This window comes from Aquisalimonas lutea, from assembly GCF_030409225.1.
In the GTDB taxonomy this organism is placed as follows: domain Bacteria; phylum Pseudomonadota; class Gammaproteobacteria; order Nitrococcales; family Aquisalimonadaceae; genus Aquisalimonas; species Aquisalimonas lutea.
Genome location: NZ_JAUFPK010000004.1, coordinates 535685 through 554872, shown reverse-complemented (window position 1 = coordinate 554872; position 19188 = coordinate 535685). Strand labels below are relative to the sequence as shown.

General features: G+C 70.7%; 19 protein-coding genes and 1 riboswitch. Of the genes, 10 read left to right on the top strand and 9 right to left on the bottom strand.

Going from position 1 to position 19188, the window contains the following annotated elements; genetic code table 11:
* Positions 1 to 79 precede the first annotated feature (79 nt).
* The 4 genes from QWY84_RS13700 to QWY84_RS13685 are packed head-to-tail and all read left to right on the top strand — an operon-like array spanning position 80 to position 4697.
* Complete coding sequence (locus QWY84_RS13700; protein ID WP_290203282.1) at positions 80 to 619, top strand: toxin-activating lysine-acyltransferase; 540 nt, start codon at positions 80 to 82, stop codon at positions 617 to 619.
* Positions 620 to 677: 58 nt separating this feature from the next.
* Positions 678 to 2870, top strand: a complete 2193-nt coding sequence (locus tag QWY84_RS13695; RefSeq protein ID WP_290203280.1) for a peptidase domain-containing ABC transporter — start codon at positions 678 to 680, stop codon at positions 2868 to 2870.
* A complete protein-coding gene (locus QWY84_RS13690; RefSeq protein ID WP_290203279.1) occupies positions 2851 to 4221 on the top strand; it encodes an HlyD family type I secretion periplasmic adaptor subunit in 1371 nt (456 codons plus the stop codon). The genes QWY84_RS13695 and QWY84_RS13690 overlap by 20 nt, the downstream gene beginning before the upstream one ends.
* An 8-nt stretch (positions 4222 to 4229) precedes the next feature.
* Positions 4230 to 4697: a GNAT family N-acetyltransferase gene (locus tag QWY84_RS13685; RefSeq protein ID WP_290203277.1), complete on the top strand. Its 468-nt coding sequence runs from the start codon at positions 4230 to 4232 to the stop codon at positions 4695 to 4697.
* A 1-nt stretch (position 4698) separates the two neighbouring features.
* Here QWY84_RS13685 and pepN read toward each other — a convergent pair whose 3' ends face one another.
* The gene (gene pepN / locus QWY84_RS13680; protein WP_290203275.1) at positions 4699 to 7362 is read right to left on the bottom strand and encodes an aminopeptidase N; all 2664 of its coding nucleotides are present in this window, start codon (positions 7360 to 7362) and stop codon (positions 4699 to 4701) included.
* Between the two features lie 218 nt (positions 7363 to 7580).
* Between pepN and QWY84_RS13675 the strand changes: the two genes are divergently transcribed.
* Positions 7581 to 8411 (top strand): SDR family oxidoreductase, encoded by an 831-nt coding sequence (locus QWY84_RS13675; RefSeq protein ID WP_290203273.1) that lies wholly within the window; start codon positions 7581 to 7583, stop codon positions 8409 to 8411.
* A gap of 5 nt (positions 8412 to 8416) precedes the next feature.
* Here the strand turns inward: QWY84_RS13675 and QWY84_RS13670 are convergent, their stop codons facing one another.
* From QWY84_RS13670 to QWY84_RS13655, 4 genes are read right to left on the bottom strand one after another with little or no spacing between them, the layout of a single operon-like run.
* A complete protein-coding gene (locus QWY84_RS13670) occupies positions 8417 to 9079 on the bottom strand; it encodes an ABC-type transport auxiliary lipoprotein family protein (protein WP_290203271.1) in 663 nt (220 codons plus the stop codon).
* Positions 9063 to 9998: an MlaD family protein gene (locus QWY84_RS13665; protein WP_290203270.1), complete on the bottom strand. Its 936-nt coding sequence runs from the start codon at positions 9996 to 9998 to the stop codon at positions 9063 to 9065. The genes QWY84_RS13670 and QWY84_RS13665 overlap by 17 nt, the downstream gene beginning before the upstream one ends.
* Before the next feature lie 8 nt (positions 9999 to 10006).
* Positions 10007 to 10774: an ABC transporter ATP-binding protein gene (locus tag QWY84_RS13660; RefSeq protein WP_290203268.1), complete on the bottom strand. Its 768-nt coding sequence runs from the start codon at positions 10772 to 10774 to the stop codon at positions 10007 to 10009.
* Positions 10775 to 10830: 56 nt separating this feature from the next.
* Positions 10831 to 11958, bottom strand: coding sequence for an MlaE family ABC transporter permease (locus QWY84_RS13655; RefSeq protein WP_290203266.1), 1128 nt, complete (start codon positions 11956 to 11958; stop codon positions 10831 to 10833).
* A 72-nt stretch (positions 11959 to 12030) separates the two neighbouring features.
* Between QWY84_RS13655 and QWY84_RS13650 the strand changes: the two genes are divergently transcribed.
* On the top strand, positions 12031 to 12939 hold the full coding sequence (locus QWY84_RS13650) for a PHP domain-containing protein (protein WP_290203265.1): 909 nt from the start codon (positions 12031 to 12033) through the stop codon (positions 12937 to 12939).
* On the opposite strand, the gene QWY84_RS13645 is transcribed toward QWY84_RS13650, so the two are convergent.
* The gene (locus QWY84_RS13645) at positions 12872 to 13168 is read right to left on the bottom strand and encodes a hypothetical protein (protein WP_290203263.1); all 297 of its coding nucleotides are present in this window, start codon (positions 13166 to 13168) and stop codon (positions 12872 to 12874) included. The genes QWY84_RS13650 and QWY84_RS13645 overlap by 68 nt on opposite strands.
* Positions 13169 to 13402: 234 nt before the next feature.
* Between QWY84_RS13645 and QWY84_RS13640 the strand changes: the two genes are divergently transcribed.
* From QWY84_RS13640 to QWY84_RS13625, 4 genes are all read left to right on the top strand, one after another.
* Complete coding sequence (locus QWY84_RS13640) at positions 13403 to 15046, top strand: methyl-accepting chemotaxis protein (protein ID WP_290203262.1); 1644 nt, start codon at positions 13403 to 13405, stop codon at positions 15044 to 15046.
* A 96-nt stretch (positions 15047 to 15142) separates the two neighbouring features.
* Complete coding sequence (locus tag QWY84_RS13635) at positions 15143 to 15556, top strand: DUF2750 domain-containing protein (RefSeq protein WP_290203260.1); 414 nt, start codon at positions 15143 to 15145, stop codon at positions 15554 to 15556.
* Positions 15546 to 15998 carry a PaaI family thioesterase gene (locus QWY84_RS13630; protein WP_290203259.1) on the top strand — a complete coding sequence of 151 codons (453 nt, stop codon included), beginning with the start codon at positions 15546 to 15548 and terminating at the stop codon, positions 15996 to 15998. Before QWY84_RS13635 ends, QWY84_RS13630 begins: the two co-directional genes overlap by 11 nt.
* Positions 15995 to 16456: a PaaI family thioesterase gene (locus QWY84_RS13625; RefSeq protein ID WP_290203258.1), complete on the top strand. Its 462-nt coding sequence runs from the start codon at positions 15995 to 15997 to the stop codon at positions 16454 to 16456. The genes QWY84_RS13630 and QWY84_RS13625 overlap by 4 nt, the downstream gene beginning before the upstream one ends.
* 29 nt (positions 16457 to 16485) lie before the next feature.
* On the opposite strand, the gene QWY84_RS13620 is transcribed toward QWY84_RS13625, so the two are convergent.
* From QWY84_RS13620 to thiC, 3 genes are all read right to left on the bottom strand, one after another.
* Positions 16486 to 16656, bottom strand: a complete 171-nt coding sequence (locus tag QWY84_RS13620; protein ID WP_290203257.1) for a hypothetical protein — start codon at positions 16654 to 16656, stop codon at positions 16486 to 16488.
* A 15-nt stretch (positions 16657 to 16671) separates the two neighbouring features.
* On the bottom strand, positions 16672 to 16926 hold the full coding sequence (locus QWY84_RS13615; RefSeq protein WP_290203256.1) for a hypothetical protein: 255 nt from the start codon (positions 16924 to 16926) through the stop codon (positions 16672 to 16674).
* Between the two features lie 153 nt (positions 16927 to 17079).
* Positions 17080 to 18957, bottom strand: coding sequence for a phosphomethylpyrimidine synthase ThiC (gene thiC / locus QWY84_RS13610; RefSeq protein ID WP_290203255.1), 1878 nt, complete (start codon positions 18955 to 18957; stop codon positions 17080 to 17082).
* Positions 18958 to 19013: 56 nt separating this feature from the next.
* Positions 19014 to 19117, bottom strand: a riboswitch (TPP riboswitch).
* Positions 19118 to 19188 lie beyond the last annotated feature (71 nt).

Sequence of the window (19188 nt, the reverse complement as noted above, 5' to 3'; positions counted from 1 at the left end):
CCGTCCGGGAGACCGCCGGCGTCCGCCGTTCGGCGGCGGGGACGGCAGCCGGCCTGCAATGAACAAAGGGAGGATTCTCGTGACAGCAGAGGAAACCGGAACGACGAAGACCAACGCCGCGGAGACGTCCGGCGGTGACGCCGGAGACGGCGCCCCGGAGGGGGGCGGCGGATCCGGGGCGCAGGCGCCGCAGAAGACCGTCGGCGCGGCGCTGGGGGAGATCGCGTGGCTGCTGTCGCAGTCGTCCGTGCATCGCCACAGCCTGTTCCTGGCCGACCTGGAGTGGCTGGTGATGCCGCCGCTGATGCAGTCGCAATACCGGCTGTTCTATGCCGAGGGGCAGCCCATCGGCGCGGCGCTGTGGGCGTTCGTCTCCGAGACCGTCGAGCAGCGCCTGGCCGCCGGCGGGCGTATCGCGGCCGGCGAATGGCGGGGTGGTGACCGGGTCTGGCTGGTGGAGCTGATCGCTCCCTACGGGCAGCAGGACGCCATGCTCGAGGACCTGCGCGGCACGGCGCTCGCCGACCGGCGCTTCCGCTTCGTGCGCACCGACACGCGGGGGCGTCGGGAGACGGTGACCCTCGACGGCCAGCGGCTGGAAGGAGGCGCGCAGTCCTAGCACCCACCGACGACAGCCCGGCAAGCCGGGCGCAGGGAAAGGCACGAGGGAACGAACCATGGGCAGGACGCCCGAGGCGACAGAATCGGACCCGCCGGATCGGCCCGATCCGGGATTGACCGCTCTCCTGGTCGCGCTCCGGCTGCTCGAGCAGCCGGTAAGCGAGGACGAGCTGCGTCGGCGCACCGGGTTCCACGGGGCGTTCGGTGTCGACCAGGTGCTGGACGCGGTCGACTGCTGCGGCCTGTCGGCGGAGCGCATCACCATCCGCCCGGGCGAGCTGCAGCGACTGTCGGCCCCGGCGCTGGTGGAGGCCGACGACGGTCGGTTGCTGGTGCTTGCCGCCACCGGTGACGACGGCGGCACAACGCTGTTGGAGCCGGTCTCGGGCGAGCAGCTGGATCCGGGTTCCGGCGAGGCACAGCGGCGCCTGACCGGCACGGTCGTCCTGCTGGGAGCGCGGCCGGCACGCCCGGATGCCAAGCAACGGTTCGGCCTGGGGGCGCTCCTGCCCGGCCTGCTGCGCTACCGGGGCACCATGCTCCAGCTCCTGGGGGCGTCGCTGTTCATCCAGCTGTTCGCCATGGCGACGCCGCTGTTCACCATGCTGGTCATCGACCGGGTGCTCACCACCGGCGCCATGTCGACGCTCAACGTGCTCATCATCGGCCTGGCGGCCATCGCGCTGTTCGACCTGGTCATCGGTCTGCTTCGCGGCGCTCTCCTCGCCAACGTCACCAACCGCATCGACGTCGACCTGGTCGCCCGGCTGTTCCGCCACCTGACGCGCCTGCCCATGAGCTACTTCGGCGCCCGCCAGACCGGCGATACCGTCGCCCGCGTGCGCGAGCTGGAGTCGGTACGCCAGTTCCTTACCGGGCCCAGCCTCACGGCCATCGTCGATTTCCTCTTCGCGCTGCTGTTCCTGGGGGTCATGGCCCTGTTCAGCGTCACGCTGACGTTGATCGTGGCCGCGGCCATCGGCCTGATGCTGGGCCTCTACGCCGTGGCGGCGCCGTTGATGCAGCGGCGGCTGGAGGAGAAGTTCGCCAGCAACTCCGACAACCAGTCCTTTCTCGTGGAGGCGGTGGCGGGCATGGAGACGGTGAAATCGCTGTCGCTGGAGCCGCAGAAGCAGCGCGAGTGGGAGGACCGGGCCGTGGAGCAGACCCGCCACGCCCGGGAGTCGGAACGGCTCACCGGCACCCTGTCGCAGGTCGCGCAGTTCCTCAACAAGGGCACCGTGGCGCTGACGCTCTGGCTCGGTGCCCAGATGGCCATCGAGGGCAGTTTCACCGCCGGCCAGCTGATCGCCTTCAACATGATGGTCGGCCGCGTCATGGCGCCGGCGCAGCGGCTCGCCCAGCTGTTCCAGCAGCTGTCGCAGACGAAGGTGTCGGTCCGGCGACTCGCCGACATTCTCGATGCCCGGCCCGAGCCCGTGGTCCACGCCGCGTCCGACCGGCTGCCGCCCATGCAGGGCTCGGTGCGCTTCGAGCAGGTGTCGTTCCGGTACCGGGCCGAGACACCCGATGCCCTGCGCGAGGTCAGCTTCGCCGTCGAGCCCGGCGAGGTCATCGGCGTGGCGGGCGCGTCCGGTTCCGGCAAGACCTCGCTGCTGCGCCTGCTGCAGCGCTTGTACGTACCGACCGCGGGGCGCGTGCTGGTCGACGGCGCCAACATCGCCGACGTCGACCCGGTCTGGCTGCGCCGGCACATCGGTGCCATCACCCAGGACACCGTGCTGTTCGACGGCACCGTGCGCGAGAACATCGCCGCCGCACGGCCGGATCTGGGCATCGAGGCCGTGGAGCAGGCGGCCCGCCTGGCAGCGGCGGACGAGTTCATCCGCTCGCTGCCCAGCGCCTACGACACGCCCGTCGGCGAGCACGGCGCGCAGCTCTCGGTGGGGCAGCGCCAGCGCATCGCCCTGGCGCGCGCGCTGGCGGCGGATCCGCGCATGCTGCTCCTGGACGAGCCCACCAGCTCCCTGGATGCCGCCGCCGAACGCCGGATCCAGGACAACCTTCTGGAGATGGCGCGCGGGCGCACCGTGTTCATCGTCGCCCATCGGCTGTCGACGCTGCGGGTGTGCAACCGGGTACTGGTGCTCGAGGACGGCCGGCTGGTGGAAGACGGGGCGCCCGAACGGCTTCTGGCCGCCGACGGCCCGTTTGCCCACCTGAAGCGCGCCCAGCTCGATTTCCGTCGCGACAGCGGAGAGGCCACCGATGGCGCCCTGGCGAACTGAGCGCGCAGCCGATGCAAGGCGACGAGCGCAGGCGGATGATGCCATCGCCCGTCACCGCGGCGGCGTCCGGGCCATTACCGATGCGCCGCCACCCCGCGCCGGCTTGTGGCTGCTGGGCAGCCTGTTGCTGGTGCTTGCCGGGCTTCTTCTGTGGGCATCCCTGGGGCGGATGGACGTGGTCGCCTTCGCCCAAGGGCGCACCGTGGTCAGCTCCCGCGTTCAGCCGGTGCAGTCCGTGGAGCGGGCACGGGCCACCGAGGTGCTGGTGGAGGAGGGCGAACGCGTGGAGGCCGGTGATCCCCTCGTCTACCTGGAACGCGACAGCGCCAAGGCGCGGGTGGATGATCTCGCCTTCCGCCTGGAGCACAGGCGGGCGGAGCGGGCGCGGATCCGCGCACTGCTCGCCGCCGAGCCGGACGGCGACCCCCGGTTGGACATGGCGGAGGACATTCGCCCGCGCATCGCCGAGCGCGAGCGCGCCCGCCTGGCGAGCCAGTGGAACGCCTATCGCCGGGAGCTGGAAGAGCTCCGCCAGGAGCTGCGCAACCGGCAGGCCGAGGTGGCGACCACGCGCGCACGCATCGCCTCGATCAACGAAATCCTGCCGTATCCCCGGCGGCGCGTGGCGCGCATGGAGCAGCTGGTCGAGGGCGACGTCGTGCCGGTGGTCGATCTCGACGAGGCCCGCCAGGAGCTCGTGGCCAAGGAGAACGAGCGGCGCGTGCAGCAGCGGGCGCTGGAAGAGGCGAAGGGCCGGGTGGCCCTGACCCGGCGGCAGATCGAGCGCACCCGCAGCGAGTTCCGCTCGGATCTGCTGGACGAGCTCGCCCGCACCGAGAGCGCCATCACCGAGCTGCGCCGGCAGCTGGTCGAGGCGCGGGCCCGGCTCCGGCGCCACACGCTGCGGGCACCGATCGACGGCCTGGTGCAGGACGTCAAGGTCCACGCCGGCGGCACCGTAGTCGAGCCGTCGAAGGTGCTCATGCGGGTCGTGCCCGAGGACCGGCCGGTGGAAGTCGAGGCCAAGATCCTCAACCGGGATATCGGTTTCGCCCGTGAGGGCCAGGAGGTGGACGTGAAGTTCGACACCTTCGACTTCACCCGCTACGGCGTCGTGCCCGGGACCATCCGCGAGGTTTCGCGGACGTCCACGGAGGACGAGGACCTGGGGCGGGTCTACCGGGCGCTCATCGAGCTGGAGCGCAACACCATCACCGTCAACGGCGACGAGGTGCGGCTGCGGCCCGGCATGACGGCGACGGTGGATGTCGAGATGGGGCAACGCCGGATCATCGAGTACTTCCTCGGGCCGATCCTGCGCTATAGCGACGAGGCGCTGCGGGAGCGGTAAGGGAGGCAATGGTGAAGATCGAATGGCTGACGCATCCGTCCCTGGAAGACGCCGTGGCGCTGGGCCGGCAGATGCATGCCGAGAGCCGGTTCAGTGCGCTGCCCTTCGACGGCGAGCGCCTGCGGACCTCCCTGGCCGGCGCCATCGATGACGACCGGGGCGTGTATTTCACGGTGCTGGCCCGCAGCTCGGGCGGGGCGGTGGCCGGCGGCCTGTTCGGCACGGTGGAGCGGCCGTATTTCACCAGCGGCGTGCTGGCCCACGACTACGCGTTCTACGTGAAGCCCGATTTCCGGGGCTCCAGCGCGGCGCTGAAGCTGCTCACGGCGTTCCGCCGCTGGGCGCAGAAGCGCGGCGCGAGCGAGCTGCACGTCTATCAGACGGTGGCCGTGGAACGCGAGCGCTTCGACCGCATGATGCGCCGCGCCGGCTTCGAGTACGCCGGCGGCAACTACATCTATCCGCTGACCGGCTGAATCAGCCTGCCTGCCCGGGCGCCAGGGCCCGGTCGACCACCTCGCGGGTGTTGTCGGAGCATCCGGGCAGCTGCTGGACGCGCTCCAGCTGTGCCTTCATGAGCCCCTGCCGCCGGGCGTCGAAGCGTCGCCAGCGGATCATCGCCTGGACCAGGCCGCTGGCGATCTGCGGGTTGACGGGGTCGAGCTCCATGACGAAGTCCGCCAGCAGCCTGTATCCACGGCCGTCGGCGGCATGGAACGCCCGGAAGTTGCCCATGGCGAACGCGCCGACCAGGGCGCGGATGCGGTTCGGGTTGTGGCGGTCGAACGCCGGGTGGGCCATGAGGCGCTCGACATCGTCGATCGCCCCGGGGCGCTGGCTGGTGGCCTGCACGGTGAGCCACTTGTCCGTGACCAGCGGCTCGTCATGCCACTTGTCGTAGAACGCGCCGAGCGCCTCGTCGCGCTCCGGCCGGTCGAGATCCGCCAGGACGCGGAGGCCGCCCATGACATCGGTCATGTTGCGCGCGGCCCGGACCTGGTCAACGGCGTGCTGGACATACGCGTCGCGGTCCAGGTCGCCGAGATAGCCCAGGCACAGGTTCTTCAGCCGGCGCCGGCCCATGGATTCGGCGTCGATGCCGGTTCCGCGATCATCGGCGCGCAGCCGGTAGATGCGGCCGAAATCATCCTCCAGGGCCTCGGCAAGCTGGTTTACCAGGGTGTCGCGGGCGGCGTAGAGGCCGTCCGGGTCGATGACGTCGAGCTCCTCGCCGATCTCGCGGGCCCCGGGCAGGGTCAGCGTGGCGGCGATCATGGCGTCATCCATGACCTCGCTGTTGAGCACCCGGCGGAAGGCCTCGATGTCCGCCTCGGGCAGGCGGGGCGTCACGGAGCGGGCCTGCTGGTCCATGAAGTCCAGCACGCGGCCGGTGACCAGGGTCTGGGCGCTGTCCCAGCGGTTGAAGGCGTCGGTGTCGTGGGCGACGAGAAAGCGCAGGGTGTCGTCGTCGAACTCCCGCTCGACGATGACCGGGGCGGAGAAATTGCGCAGCAGGGAAACGGTCGGGCGTTCCCGGACCTCCCGGAACACGAAGGTCTGCTCGCTCTCGGTGACCGGGAGCACCGTCTCGGTGTCTTCACCGTCCCGGTCCCCGTGCTTCAGCGGCAGCGGCCGGCCCCGGCCGTCCAGCAGGCCCATGCGCAGCGGGATCACCAGCGGCTGCTTGTCGGGCTGGTCGGCGGTGGGCGGCGTCGACTGGTGCACGGTGAGGTGGTGGGTGTGCTGCTCGTGGTCCCAGTGCTCCTCGACGCGGATCCGCGGCGTACCGGCCTGGTGGTACCAGCGCTTGAAGCGGTCGAGGTCGGTGCCGGTGGCGTCGGCCATGGCGGCGACGAAATCGTCGCAGGTGACCGCCTGGCCGTCGTGGCGCCGGAAATAGAGGTCCATTCCCCGCCGGAAGCCGTCCGCGCCCACCAGGTTGTAGAGCATCCGGATGACCTCGGCGCCCTTCTCGTAGACCGTCAGCGTGTAGAAGTTGTCGATCTTGATGTAGTGATCCGGGCGCACCGGGTGGGCCATGGGCCCGTTGTCCTCCGGGAACTGCTGGCTGCGCAGCACGCGCACGTCCTCGATGCGCTTGAGCGGCGCCGAGTGCATGTCGGCGGTGAACTGCTGGTCGCGGAAGACGGTCAGGCCCTCCTTGAGCGAGAGCTGGAACCAGTCACGGCAGGTGACGCGGTTGCCCGTCCAGTTGTGGAAGTACTCGTGGGCGATGACCGACTCGATGGCCTGGAAATCGTTGTCCGTGGCCGTATCCGCGTCCGCCAGCACCAGCTTGGAGTTGAAGATGTTCAGCCCCTTGTTCTCCATGGCGCCCATGTTGAAGTCGTCCACGGAGACGATCTGGAACAGGTCCAGGTCGTACTCCAGGCCGAAGGTCTCCTCGTCCCAGCGCATGGCCTTCTTCAGCGACGCCATGGCGTGGTCCGTGCGGCCGCGGTTGTGGGCCTCGGTGTAGATGCGCAGGGTGACCTCGCGCCCCGAGGCGGTGGTGAAGCGGTCCTCGTGGGCCTCCAGGGCGCCGGCGACCAGGGCGAACAGGTAGCTCGGTTTCGGGAACGGATCGTGCCAGCGGGCCCAGTGCCGGCCGTCCGGCAGGCTGCCGCTGTCCAGCGGGTTGCCGTTGGACAGCAGCACCGGGTAGCGCGCGGCATCCGCCACCAGCGTGACGCTGTACACCGCCATGTTGTCCGGCCGGTCGATGAAGTACGTGATGCGCCGGAAGCCCTCCGGCTCGCACTGGCTACAGAAGGTCCCGTCGGCGATGTACAGCCCCATGCGCGTGGTGTTGGCCGCGGGGTGGCAGTCGTTGACCACCGTCAGCTCGAACGCGGCCGGCACGCCCGGGATGACCAGGCTCCGGCCCTCGAAACGGTAGGCGTCGGCGTCCAGCTCGTCGCCGTCGATGCGCAGCGAGCGCAGCTCGATGTCCTCGCCGTCGAGGATGAGAGGTTCCTCGGCGTTGGCCTCCGCACGGCGCCGGACCTGCATGGTACTGGTCACGCGCGTGGTGTCCGCGTCCAGGTCGAAGCGCAGATCCACCGCCTCGACGGTGAACGCCGCGGGCCGGTATTCGCTGAGATACACGGGACGCAGGGCAGTGCTGCTGGCATCGGACACGGGTGGAGACCTTCGGTTGCGGACGAACCGCCATTGTGGAGGGGGGCGGGGTTTCGGTCCAGATCCGGCCGGTATCCCGCACCGGTGTCGTGCCCCGACGTGACGCGGTGATTGACACCGCCGCCCGGGACCGGTTTGCTGCAACGTCGGACCCGACCGCTCGGGGCGACCGGCACTGACCTCGGGCCCGGAGCTGCCGCCACACAGGAGGAGATACCGTGACGACCCTGAAAAACAAGACCCTGTTCATTACCGGTGCCAGCCGCGGCGTGGGCCTGGCCATCGGCAAGCGCGCCGCGCAGGACGGCGCCAACGTGGTGATCGCGGCCAAGACGGACCAGCCGCACCCGAAGCTGCCGGGCACCATCTACACCGCTGCCGAGGAGATCGAGCAGGCCGGCGGCCGGGCCCTGCCGGTGGTCACGGACGTGCGCAGCGAGGAGGACGTGATCGCCGCGGTGAACCGGGCCGTGGAGACCTTCGGCGGCATCGACATCCTGGTGAACAACGCCAGCGCCATCAATCTGGCCGGCACCGAGGATCTGGACATGAAGCGCTACGACCTCATGCACCAGATCAATCTCCGAGGCACCTTCCTGTGCTCGCGCACGTGCATTCCGCACCTGCGCAAGGCGGACAATCCCCACGTGCTGAATCTCTCGCCGCCGCTGAACATGGATCCGAAGTGGTTCGCCCCGCACGTGGCCTACACCATGGCCAAGTACGGCATGAGCATGTGCGCCATGGGCATGGCCGAGGAATACCGCAACGAGGGGATCGCCTTCAACGCGCTGTGGCCGCGCACGCTCCTGGATACGGCGGCGGTGCGCAACCTGCTGGGCGGCGAGGCGGCGGCGCGCCAGGGGCGCAAGCCGGAGATCATGGCGGATGCCGCCTACCACGTGCTCACGCGCAACAGCCGCGAGTGCACGGGCAACTTCTTCATCGACGACGCCCTGCTGGCGGAGGCCGGCGTCACGGATTTCAGCCCCTACCGGGTGGATCCGGACCGCTCGGACGACGAGCTCCAGCAGGATCTGTTCCTGTAGCGCGCTCAGGGCTGCCCGGGAACCGCCCCGGGCAGCCAGGCCACGAGCTCTTCCAGCAGCCGCTCCAGGGCCCGGTTGGCGGCCGTGACGCCGCCTGCCGGGCCGGTCTCGCGGCTGGGCTCGGTGGCCTCGAACCGCCGCGTGGCCACCACGGTGCCCCGGCCCGTGTCCACCAGCCGGGCGCGGAGGCGGATGCGGGCCCGGCCGTGCTCGAGCTCGCGGTAGTCGTGCTCCAGCTCCAGCAGCTCGGTCTCCAGGCGGTAGGCAGCGGACGCGGTCGCGCTGGTCGAGACCACCCCGGTGACCACGCCGGCGTCCTCGATGGCGCGCACCAGGTGCGGGTGAAGCATGCGGGCGGGCTCGTCCACCCAGCGGTTGTGCGCATAGTAGCTTCGCTGCAGGGAGCGCTCGCGATAGGCCATGGCCCGGGTCGCCAGGGCGGCGATGGCCGTGGGCCGATCCACGTGCAGGGTAATGTCTTTCTGCGTGGCGACCGGCTCCGGCGACGCCGGGTCCAGCTCCCAGTTGGTGGCCGCTTCCTCGGTCGGCATCTGCAGGGGGCTGCAGGCCGTCAGCGCCAGGGCGACGGCGATCAACGTGCACAGCGACAGCGCCGCGGCCGGGCGGGCGCGGCCGGCGGCGTGACGGGGCTTATTCGCGGGCTTCATTGGCGTCCTCTCCCGGTCCGGGCGGGCGGCGCGGGCCGCCGAAGATCAGCTGGCTGGGGTGATCGATGAGGCCCTGGCCGAACCGGTCCAGGGTGCGGGTGACGTCGCGCACGTCCCGCAGGGTCCGGTTGAGCTCGGGCAGGGTCTCGCGGTTGACGCGCTCCAGGGTGAGGCTGCCCTGGGCCTGGGTGGCCTGGAGATCGTCAGCGACGGTCTTGACGCTGCCAACGGCGGCGTCGAAGCGATCCAGGGACCGCTGCATGCGCGTCAGGGTCTCGGGGGCGGCATTGACCAGCGCGCGCGTGTCCCGGATGAGCGCTTCGGCCTCCGTCAGGGTTTGATTCAGGTGCTCCGAGTTGTCGGCCAGCGACTCGCTGATGCGCTCGACGTTCGCCATGGTCCGGCTGAGGCCGCGGATGTTCTCCTCGCTGAGAAGGGTCTCCATGCGCTCGCCCATGCGGTCGATGCTGGCCAGGCCGTCCTCCACGGCCTGCTCGAGACGGCTGCGCAGCGACGGCGCGTTGGGCAGCACCGGGTAGGCGTGCTCGTCGGCCCGGGGCTTCGGCGCATCGGAGTCGCCGGGGACGAGCTCCAGGTGGCCGAGGCCGGTCAGCCCCTGGCTCGCCAGGCGCACCTTAGTGTCGGCGCGCACGGGCACGTTCTCGCCGACGCTGATGAGCACCCGCACCCGCCCCTGCTCGTCCAGGCCCAGCTCGCGGACCCGGCCCACGTCGATGCCCTGGTACTTCACCGGGGAGTTGCGGCTCAGCCCGGTCAGCGACTCCTCCGGGTAGACCAGGAAGTGCTTCTGCTCTTCCTGATCGATGTCGGCACTGAACCACAGGCCCGCGGCCACCAGCGCGATGCCGAGCACCACGACGAACAGGCCGACCAGGGTGTAGTTGACGCGGTTGAACATGGGTGCGGTCAGGCTCCACCGGGCTCGGGGGAGGGCGCGGGCGTGCCCTGCGGGCGCGCCCGCGTTCCCTGGAAGTATTGTGCGATCGCCGGGTCGGTGCTCGCCAGGAGGTCGCCCATGGGGGCCAGCGCCCGGACCCGGCGTTCCGCCAGGAAGGCGACGCGGTCGGCGGCCTGGCGCAGCGATTCCGGGTCGTGGGTGATCATGACCACGGTCAGGCCCAGCAGGTCGCGCAGCTCCACGATGCGCTCGTCGAAGGCGGCGGCGCTGACCGGGTCGAGCCCGGACGTGGGCTCGTCCAGGAAGAGCAGCTCCGGGTCCAGCGCCAGGGCGCGCGCCAGCGCCGCGCGCTTGACCATGCCGCCGCTGAGCGCATCCGGGTACTGGTCCGCGGCGCCGGCGGGCAGCCCCGCGAGACTGATGCGGATGTCCGCCAGCTCCTGCGCCAGCCCGGCGCTCAGTCGTGCGTGCTCCTGAATCACCAGGCGGACGTTCTCGCGCACCGTCAGGCCCGTGAACAGCGCCCCCTGCTGGAACAGCACACCCATGCGGCGGCGCAGCGCACGCAGGCCGCGGCGGTCGATGCGCGTGGCGTCGGTGCCCAGGATCTCGATGGTCCCCGCGGTGGGCGCATGCAGCAGCATGATCTCGCGCATGAGCACGGTCTTGCCGGTGCCGCTGCCGCCCACCAGCCCGAGGATCTCGCCGCGCCGCACGTCCAGGTCGAGGCCGTCGTGGATAACCGTCTCGCCGAACTGCGTGCGCAGCCCGCGCACGCGGATCACCGGGTGTTGGTCTTCCGCGCGGGTTGTGAATGCATGTGCCGGCTGTGTCATAGCTTGAGCAGGTTGAAGACCACGGAAAAGACCGCGTCGGCGACGATCACCAGGAAGATCCCCTGGACCACGCTCTGGGTGGTCGCCCGGCCGACGCTCTCGGTGCTGCCCTGTACGCAGAACCCGTGATAACACGAAACCAGCGTAATCAGGATGGCGAACACCGGCGCCTTGATGATGCCCACCCAGAACGAGCTGGGCGCGATCGCCTCGGGCATGCGCGCGATGAACTCCGTCGCGCCGACGCCGAACCACGCCCCGGCCACGGTGATGCCGCCGAGCATGCCGAGGATGTCGGCGAAAATGGTCAGCAACGGCATGGCCACCAGCAGCGCCAGCAGCTTCGGCAGCACCAGCATCTCGTAGGGCGTGATGCCGATGACGCGCAGCGCGTCCACCTCCTCGGTGATGCGCATGGTGCCGATCTGCGCCGTGTACGCGGAGCCGGTGCGCCCGGCCACGATAATGGCCGTCATCAACGGCGCCATCTCCCGCAGCATGGTCAGCGTCAGCAGGTCCACGAGAAAGATGTTGGCGCCGTAGCGCTGCAGCGGGGCCCCGCCCTGGTAGGCGATCACCACGCCGGTGAGAAACACCAGCAGGCCCAGGATGGGCAGCGCCCGCAGGCCGGCGTGGTCGATCTCGCCGACGACCTGCCGCCAGCGGATGCGGTGCGGGCGCATCACCAGGGGCAGGGCGTCGGCGGCCACTTCGCCGACGAAGGCGAAGAACGCGCTCAGGCGGCCCAGGCCCCGGGCCGTGCCGAAGCCGATGCGGTAGAGTACCCCGGCACGGGGGCGCGGGTCCGCGGGGGGCAGGCGGTGGCGGCGCACGAGCGCCAGCAGCCCTTCATGGCCGTCCGGGAGGCCATCGCGGTCAACGGCGCAGCCGTTGCTCTCCAGGGCCTCGATACGATGCTGCAGCACCACGGCACCAGCGGTGTCCAGGCCGCGGATGCCGGTGGTATCGAGGTGCAGCCGGCCGTTGATGCCGCCGGGCAGGCCGGGCTCGGCCAGGGACAGGCCGCCCCAGGTCCAGTCGCCCCGGCAGAGCAGCCGGCTCTGCTCGGCATCCCATTGCAGTCGGGGCGGCTCGGGCTGTGTCGCTGACTCGTCCGCTGTCATGCGTCTTTCCGCGGTTGGGGCGGCGGTGCCGGCGCATTGCGTCGGCCCGTGGATCGCGGGATCATCCCGGCCATGTCACCAGGGAACCCGGAGCCCGGTACCGCCGGTACCGACCTGCACATGCATTCCACGGCGTCGGACGGCGCCCTGCCGCCGGCGGAGCTGGTGCACCGCGCCGCGGCGCTGGGCGTGTCGCGACTCGCGCTGACGGATCATGACACGACCGCCGGTGTGGCGGAAGCGGTCCGGGCCGGAGAGGCCGCGGGGGTGGAGGTGGTCGCCGGCGTGGAGCTGTCCACCCTGTGGTGCGGGCGCGAGATCCATGTGGTCGGCCTGGGCATGGCGCATCATCCCGTGTTCGACCAGGGGCTGGCGTATCAGCAACAGCAGCGCTGGCAACGCGCCGAGGCCATTGCCGACCGCCTGCACAAGCGGGGCTTGCCCGGCGCGCTGCAGGGCGTCGCCGGTGACGGCGAGCGGGCTCCCGGACGCAGTCACTTCGCGGACTGGCTGGTGGCGCAGGGCGCCGTCCGGGACCGGCCGCAGGCGTTCAAGCGCTACCTGGGCCGGCAGGGTTCCGCCTGGGTGCGGCCGGCCTGGGTCAGCCTCGACACCGGTGTCCGCTGGATCCGCCTCGCCGGGGGCATCGCGGTTCTCGCGCATCCCTTCGCCTACCGCATGACCGGCGCCTGGCGCCGGCGGCTGTGTACCGCGTTCGTCGAGGCCGGGGGCGAGGCCGTGGAGGTGGTGACCGGCCGCACCACCCCCGTGCAGGTACGCGACGGCATCGGCCTGGCCCTGCGTCACGGGCTCCTGGCGTCGGCGGGCTCGGACTTCCACGCCCCCGGCACGGGGCTGGAGCCGGGCCGCCTTCTGCCGCTGCCCGACGCCGTGGCGCCCGTGAGCCAGCTGGTCAGGGATCATCGTGATGGCGGCCCCGGCCGGGCCGCGAGCGGCGCACCCGGTATTCGCCCTCGATAGTCGTCTGCCGCCCCGAGGTGTGCGGGTCGTCACGGGCGGGACCGGAACGGCGCCCGCCGGCACCGGGCCATCGGAAACCCCGCAGAAGCCGGAAGCGGACCCAGAGGACCAGGGCCAGGATCGCCCCGGCGCCCAGCAGAAACACCAGCAGCAGCGCGCCCACGGCGAGGGACGCGCCGACCACGGCCATGGCGCCGAGCAGCAGCAGGATCCGGGCGAACACGTGCACTTGCGCAACTCTCCTCGATGCCGCGATGCAGCCGACAGGGGAATCGTACCGGGGATGACGGCCTGTTGTCGTGTTCCCCCCGGCCAAACAGCATCGCGAAACAGGGCCCCATGTTGTCTCAAGGCTGCGTCATCCGTGCCGATACGCTGAATGGCGGCTCCCGTGCAGGCGGGGAGCAAGCGCGGATTCCTTCCGCAATGGTCCGATGGCGTTTCATTCAGGAGGCTCGGCTTCATGGGCGGCGTTCTACGATTCTTCCGCAGCAGCGTTCGCAACAAGCTGCTGGTGATCACCGGCGGCGGCACGGCGCTGGTGCTGGCGGCGACACTGTTCGGCTTCTCCCAGCTGCACGGGGTGATCCAGGGCTACCAGCACCTGGCGGAGGAAGAGGGCGCCCAGGAGCGGCAGCTGCAGGTGATCCGGGCGCGGTTCGCCACCCAGATGGAGGAGTGGCTGACCCTGCTGCTGCGCGGCGCCAACAACAGCGACCGGCGCGAGGAGCACTGGCAGCAGTTCCGCAGCCACCACGACGACATCCAGGCCATGACCGGCGAGCTCCTCGCGGACGTGGAGCACGCCGAGGTGGCCGAGCCCCTGCGGCGCTTCCGGGACGAGCACGCGGCCATGCTGGACGACTACGAGGGGGCCCTGCAGGTCTTCGAGGATACCTACGGCGACCCAATGGCCGGCTACGACTGGGCGGCCGATGCCGACGCGGCCGCGCTGGGCGCGTTGCGCGACGCCCGTGACGCCATCGTCGACGTTGCCGCGCAGCAGCGCGAGCAGAGCCTCGCCAGCGCCAGCACGGCGCTGACGCTCAGCCTCGCCCTGCTCGGCGCCGCGGTGGGCGTGGCCTTTGTCGTGTTCCTGGTCCTGCTCCAGCGCGGCATCATCCGGCCGGCGGTGCACCTGCGCGAGGACCTGGACCGCCTGGCCGACGGCGATTTCACGCAGCCCATTCGCAGGACCACGGAGGACGAGCTCGGCGGCATCGCCACCAGCGGCCGGCAGATTCAGGAGCAGCTGGGCCGGATGATCGGGCAGGTCCGTGACGCGGTGGCCCAGCTGTCGTCGTCGGCGGAGGAGATGTCCACCATCTCCGAGCAGACCGCCCGCGGCATGGACCGCCAGCGTTCCGAGACCAGCGGCGTTGCCACGGCGATGAACGAGATGACCGCGACGGTCCAGGAAGTCGCCCGCAATGCCACGGAGGCGGCCGAGGCGGCGCGGGATGCCGACGGGCGCGCCAGCGAGGGCCGCAACGTCGTCGACGAGACAGTAGCCGCCGTGAATCGCCTTGCCGACGAGATGGAGCGGGCCGCGGACTCGGTGGGCAAGCTCAAGGACGAGAGCGAGTCCATCGGCTCGGTGCTGGATGTCATCCGCGGCATCGCGGAGCAGACCAATCTCCTGGCCCTGAACGCGGCCATCGAGGCCGCCCGGGCCGGCGAGCAGGGGCGCGGCTTCGCCGTGGTGGCGGACGAGGTGCGCAGTCTCGCCCAGCGTACCCAGCAGTCCACCCAGGAGATCCAGGAGATGATCGAGCGGGTGCAGACGGGAACCGGCGAGACGGTGTCCGTCATCCAGGAGGGCCGCGATCAGACGCGGAACGTGGTGGAGCAGTCCCGTTCCGCCGGGGAGGCGCTGCAGGGTATCGCCCAGGCGGTGAGCCGGATCACCGAGATGAACACCCAGATCGCCAGCGCCGCCGAGGAGCAGAGCTCCACCGCGGAAGAGATCAACCGCAACGTCGACACCATCAACCAGGTGGCCGAGGAGAGCAGTGAATCCGTGGAGAGCAGCCGCAAGGCCAGCGAGGAGCTCGCCCGGCTGTCCGCGGAGCTCCAGGAGCAGGTGCGGGCGTTCCGCATCGACTGACCCGCAGCGGTCCCTGGTCACCCGAGCCATGGTGTTAGTACACTTCCGGGCGTCCCGGGGCATCCCGTCCCGGGATGCTGCGCGCGGGAGCACGCCATGACCGATTCACCCTCCGATATCCCGGACCCGGCCTACCGGGCCTTTCTCGAGCAGGCCGTCGCCGGCGGCGAGGTCTGGGGCCTCAGCGATCCGGAAGGCTGGGCCCTGGCGCCGGCGGCCGACGACGACACGGTCATGGTCATGCCGTTCTGGAGCGGCGAGGCCGGCGCCGGCTCCTGCGCCACGGGCGACTGGCAGGGCTTCACCCCGGAGGCGGTGCCCCTGGACCTGTTCCTGGAGGAGTGGCTGCCGGGCATGGAGGGGGACGGCCTGCGGGTGGGTGTCGACTGGACGGACGAGCTCGAGGGCGTGGAGGTGCCGCCGCTGGAGCTGCAGGCCGATCTGGAGGCGACCATCGTTGCCTGGAGCGAGGCCGAGGACGACACCGGTGACGACCCGGATGCCTCCTGAATCACAAGCGGTTCCCCCGGCCGGTGGCGAGGCGGCGGCGTCACGGGCGATGCTGGCCGACCACCTGCTGCCGGGCATCGAGGCGCTGCAGGCCGACACCGGGAGGGTCGTGCTGCACCTGCCGTTCGACCCGGCACTGGTGGGCGACCCCCGGACGGGCCACGTTCACGGCGGCGTCCTGACGGCGCTCCTGGACAAGGCCGTGCGCCTGGCCGTGCTCTGCCGGCTGCCGGCGGACGAGGGCGTGGAGCTGCTGGATCTGCGGGTGGACCACCTGCGTGCCACCGCGGCGCGGGCGGGGCTGCAGTCCCGCGCCGTATGCCGGCGCCTGACCGCCGCGATCGGGTTCGTGGCGGCCGATGTCGTCGAGGCGGACTCCGGGGTCACCGTGGTGACCGCCGCGGGCAGCGTGCTGCGTACCGCGGACGGGGAGGGGCCATGAACGAGTTCCGCGACGAGGTCCTGGCCGCGCGCGCGAGCGGGGATTGCCGCCGGCTGGTGGAGCTGATCCCGTATGCGCGCATGCTGGGGATCGATTTCCACGAGAACGCCGCCGGCGAGCTCGTCTTCCGGCTGGCGTACCAGCCGGAGAACATCGGCAACCCGTCGCTTCCGGCGCTGCACGGCGGTGCCGTGGGGGCGTTCATGGAGCACGCCGCCATCTTCGAGCTGCTCTGGCGCCTGGAAGCCTCCATGCTGCCGCGCGTGGTGGACTTCTCCATCGACTACCTGCGCCCGGGCCAGCCCGAGGACGCCTTCGCCCGGTGCCGTGTGTGGCGGCAAGGTCAGCGGGTGGCCAACGTGGCCGTGGAAACCTGGCAGTCCGGGCGCGAGACCACCATCGCCACCGCCCGCGGGCATTTCCTCCTGTCGGCGCCGGAGTCGGCGACCACCAGCTAGTGTCCCGGAGGGTCAACGGACCGGGCGGGTCAGACGCGGCCCGGCTCGATCAGCGCCATGCCCGTCCACACCAGCGCGACCAGCAGTACCAGGGCCGCCACTGCCAGCGCGGCCCGGGTGCCCCGGCGCGTGCGGTACATGCCCCAGGCGATGCCGACGAATGCCAGCGTGCCGCCCAGCAGCAGGGCCGTGGTGAGCATCGCCGGCCGCTCGCTTCAGGCGCGGCCGCGCTGCCGCAGGAAGCCGCGCCGGAGCCACTCACCGGCATGGCACCCCACGGTGATCGCGGCGACCAGCACCACGCCGCCGGTGAGCTCGTAGCCGCCGGTGGAGACCTGGAAACCGGCATAGCCCAGCAGTGCGGTGACAGCGACCATGGCCGCCAGGGCCAGGGCATGGCTCGACAGCCACTCGGCGAGGCTGCGTTCCGGCTCGTGCAGCAGGTTGCCGCTGCTCTCGGTGTCGCTCATGGACGTGTTCTCCGTGGTCTGCGATGGCCCGCCAGGGTAGCGAATCCGGGCCAGCGTGTCCCGTCCCGGCGCCGCGCCGGGACGGAAATCCCGTGAACCGGTGCCCCGCGGGCGACGCGCAGTCGGGGCGCCCGCGGGGCGTGTCAGCCGGCCCTATTCGGGCTGGTAGATGCCGTGCTCCGACTCGCGGAACTCCGCGGCCTTCTCCGCCATGCCCTGCTCCAGCGCCTCACGGGAGTCCAGCCCGTGGGCGCGGGCATACTCCCGCACCTCCTGGGTGATTTGCATGGAGCAGAAGTGCGGCCCGCACATGGAGCAGAAGTGGGCGACCTTGTGGCCTTCCTTCGGCAGGGTCTCGTCGTGGTAGGCCCGTGCCCGCTCCGGGTCCAGCCCGAGGTTGAACTGATCCTCCCAGCGGAACTCGAAGCGCGCCTTGGACAGGGCGTTGTCGCGCACCTGGGCCGCCGGGTGCCCCTTGGCCAGGTCGGCGGCGTGGGCGGCGATGCGGTAGGCGACGATGCCCTCGCGCACGTCGTCCTTGTTGGGCAGGCCCAGGTGCTCCTTGGGCGTGACGTAGCAGAGCATGGCCGTGCCGTACCAGCCGATCTGGGCGGCGCCGATGGCCGAGGTGATGTGGTCGTAGCCGGGGGCGATGTCCGTGGTCAGCGGTCCCAGGGTGTAGAACGGGGCCTCGTCGCAGACCGACAGCTCCTTGTCCATGTTCTCCTTGATCATCTGCATGGGCACGTGGCCGGGCCCTTCGATCATCACCTGGACGTCGTGCCGCCAGGCGACCTGCGTTAGCTCCCCGAGGGTCTCCAGCTCGGCGAACTGCGCCTCGTCGTTGGCATCGGCGATGCAGCCCGGGCGCAGGCCGTCCCCCAGGGAGAAGGCCACGTCGTAGGCCTGCATGATCTCGCAGATGTCCTCGAAATGGGTGTAGAGGAAGCTCTCCTGGTGGTGGGCGAGGCACCACTTGGCCATGATGGAGCCGCCCCGGGAGACGATGCCGGTGATCCGGTCGGCGGTTAGCGGCACGTGGTGGAGGCGCACGCCGGCGTGGATGGTGAAGTAGTCCACGCCCTGTTCCGCCTGCTCGATGAGCGTGTCCCGGAACAGCTCCCAGGTGAGCTCCTCGGCCTTGCCGTTGACCTTCTCCAGGGCCTGGTAGATGGGCACCGTGCCGATGGGCACCGGGCTGTTGCGCAGGATCCACTCGCGGGTCTCGTGGATGTGCTTGCCGGTGGACAGGTCCATGACCGTGTCGCCGCCCCAGCGGATGCCCCGCACCATCTTCTCCACCTCCTCGTCGATGGAGGAGGTCACCGCGGAGTTGCCCAGGTTGCAGTTGATCTTCACCAGGAAGTTGCGGCCGATGGCCATGGGCTCCAGCTCCGGGTGGTTGATGTTGCAGGGGATGATGGCGCGTCCCCGGGCGACCTCCTCGCGCACGAACTCCGGCGTGATCTCGTCGGGAATGCTTGCGCCGAAACCCTGCCCGGCGTGGCGCTTGAGCAGGCACTGGTCGCGGATCTCCTGGCGCCGCTGGTTCTCGCGGATGGCGACGTACTCCATCTCCGGGGTGATGACGCCCTGCCGGGCGTAGTGCATCTGCGAGACGTTGCGGCCGGGCAGGGCGCGCCGGGGCGGGCGGATGTGCTCGAAGCGCAGCGCCGCGGTGGCCGGGTCCTCCGCCCGCTGGCGGCCGAACGCCGAGCTGGGCCCGTCCAGCTGCTCGGTGTCGCCCCGTTCCTCGATCCAGGGCTGCCGCGGGCAGTCCAGCCCCCGGCGCAGGTCGATGACGGCGTCGGGGTCGGTGTAGGGCCCGGAGGTGTCGTAGACGGTCAGCGGCGGATTCGTCTCGCGCCCCCGGTCGCTGAGGGTGTCGGCCTGCTCGATCTCGCGCATCGGCACGCGCAGATCGGGACGGGATCCGGTGACCCAGACGCGACGGGAGCCGGGAAACGGACGGGTGATCTCGGGATCCAGCCCGTGGGCCGGCTCCCGGAAGTCAAAGGGCTGTGTACTCATCGTGTTTTCACCTTGCGAAGGACCGTGAAAAACACGAAGCGAGAGCGCATTCGATGAGGCAGGTCATCGAAGCTTCCCTACGCCGGTGCGAACCGGGTCAGGTTCAAAGGGTCTGTCTCAGCTCTCCGGCCCGCGGCCGGAGGCACCCCCGCTTCGGATCGTTGTCGTGGCCGCAGCGGCCACGACAACGAGGGTACGGGAAACGAGGGCGGAGGCAAACCGGCATAGGGC

Excerpts from the sequence above, each read along its gene's own strand:
- QWY84_RS13635 (WP_290203260.1), top strand. The coding sequence starts at position 15,143 with ATGACCGATTCACCCTCCGATATCCCGGACCCGGCCTACCGGGCCTTT.
- QWY84_RS13655 (WP_290203266.1), bottom strand. The coding sequence starts at position 11,958 with ATGACAGCGGACGAGTCAGCGACACAGCCCGAGCCGCCCCGACTGCAA.
- QWY84_RS13620 (WP_290203257.1), bottom strand. The coding sequence starts at position 16,656 with ATGCTCACCACGGCCCTGCTGCTGGGCGGCACGCTGGCATTCGTCGGC.
- QWY84_RS13665 (WP_290203270.1), bottom strand. The coding sequence starts at position 9,998 with ATGTTCAACCGCGTCAACTACACCCTGGTCGGCCTGTTCGTCGTGGTG.
- thiC (WP_290203255.1), bottom strand. The coding sequence starts at position 18,957 with ATGAGTACACAGCCCTTTGACTTCCGGGAGCCGGCCCACGGGCTGGAT.
- QWY84_RS13670 (WP_290203271.1), bottom strand. The coding sequence starts at position 9,079 with ATGAAGCCCGCGAATAAGCCCCGTCACGCCGCCGGCCGCGCCCGCCCG.
- QWY84_RS13695 (WP_290203280.1), top strand. The coding sequence starts at position 678 with ATGGGCAGGACGCCCGAGGCGACAGAATCGGACCCGCCGGATCGGCCC.
- QWY84_RS13630 (WP_290203259.1), top strand. The coding sequence starts at position 15,546 with ATGCCTCCTGAATCACAAGCGGTTCCCCCGGCCGGTGGCGAGGCGGCG.
- QWY84_RS13615 (WP_290203256.1), bottom strand. The coding sequence starts at position 16,926 with ATGAGCGACACCGAGAGCAGCGGCAACCTGCTGCACGAGCCGGAACGC.
- QWY84_RS13640 (WP_290203262.1), top strand. The coding sequence starts at position 13,403 with ATGGGCGGCGTTCTACGATTCTTCCGCAGCAGCGTTCGCAACAAGCTG.
- QWY84_RS13685 (WP_290203277.1), top strand. The coding sequence starts at position 4,230 with ATGGTGAAGATCGAATGGCTGACGCATCCGTCCCTGGAAGACGCCGTG.
- QWY84_RS13690 (WP_290203279.1), top strand. The coding sequence starts at position 2,851 with ATGGCGCCCTGGCGAACTGAGCGCGCAGCCGATGCAAGGCGACGAGCG.
- QWY84_RS13625 (WP_290203258.1), top strand. The coding sequence starts at position 15,995 with ATGAACGAGTTCCGCGACGAGGTCCTGGCCGCGCGCGCGAGCGGGGAT.
- QWY84_RS13650 (WP_290203265.1), top strand. The coding sequence starts at position 12,031 with ATGTCACCAGGGAACCCGGAGCCCGGTACCGCCGGTACCGACCTGCAC.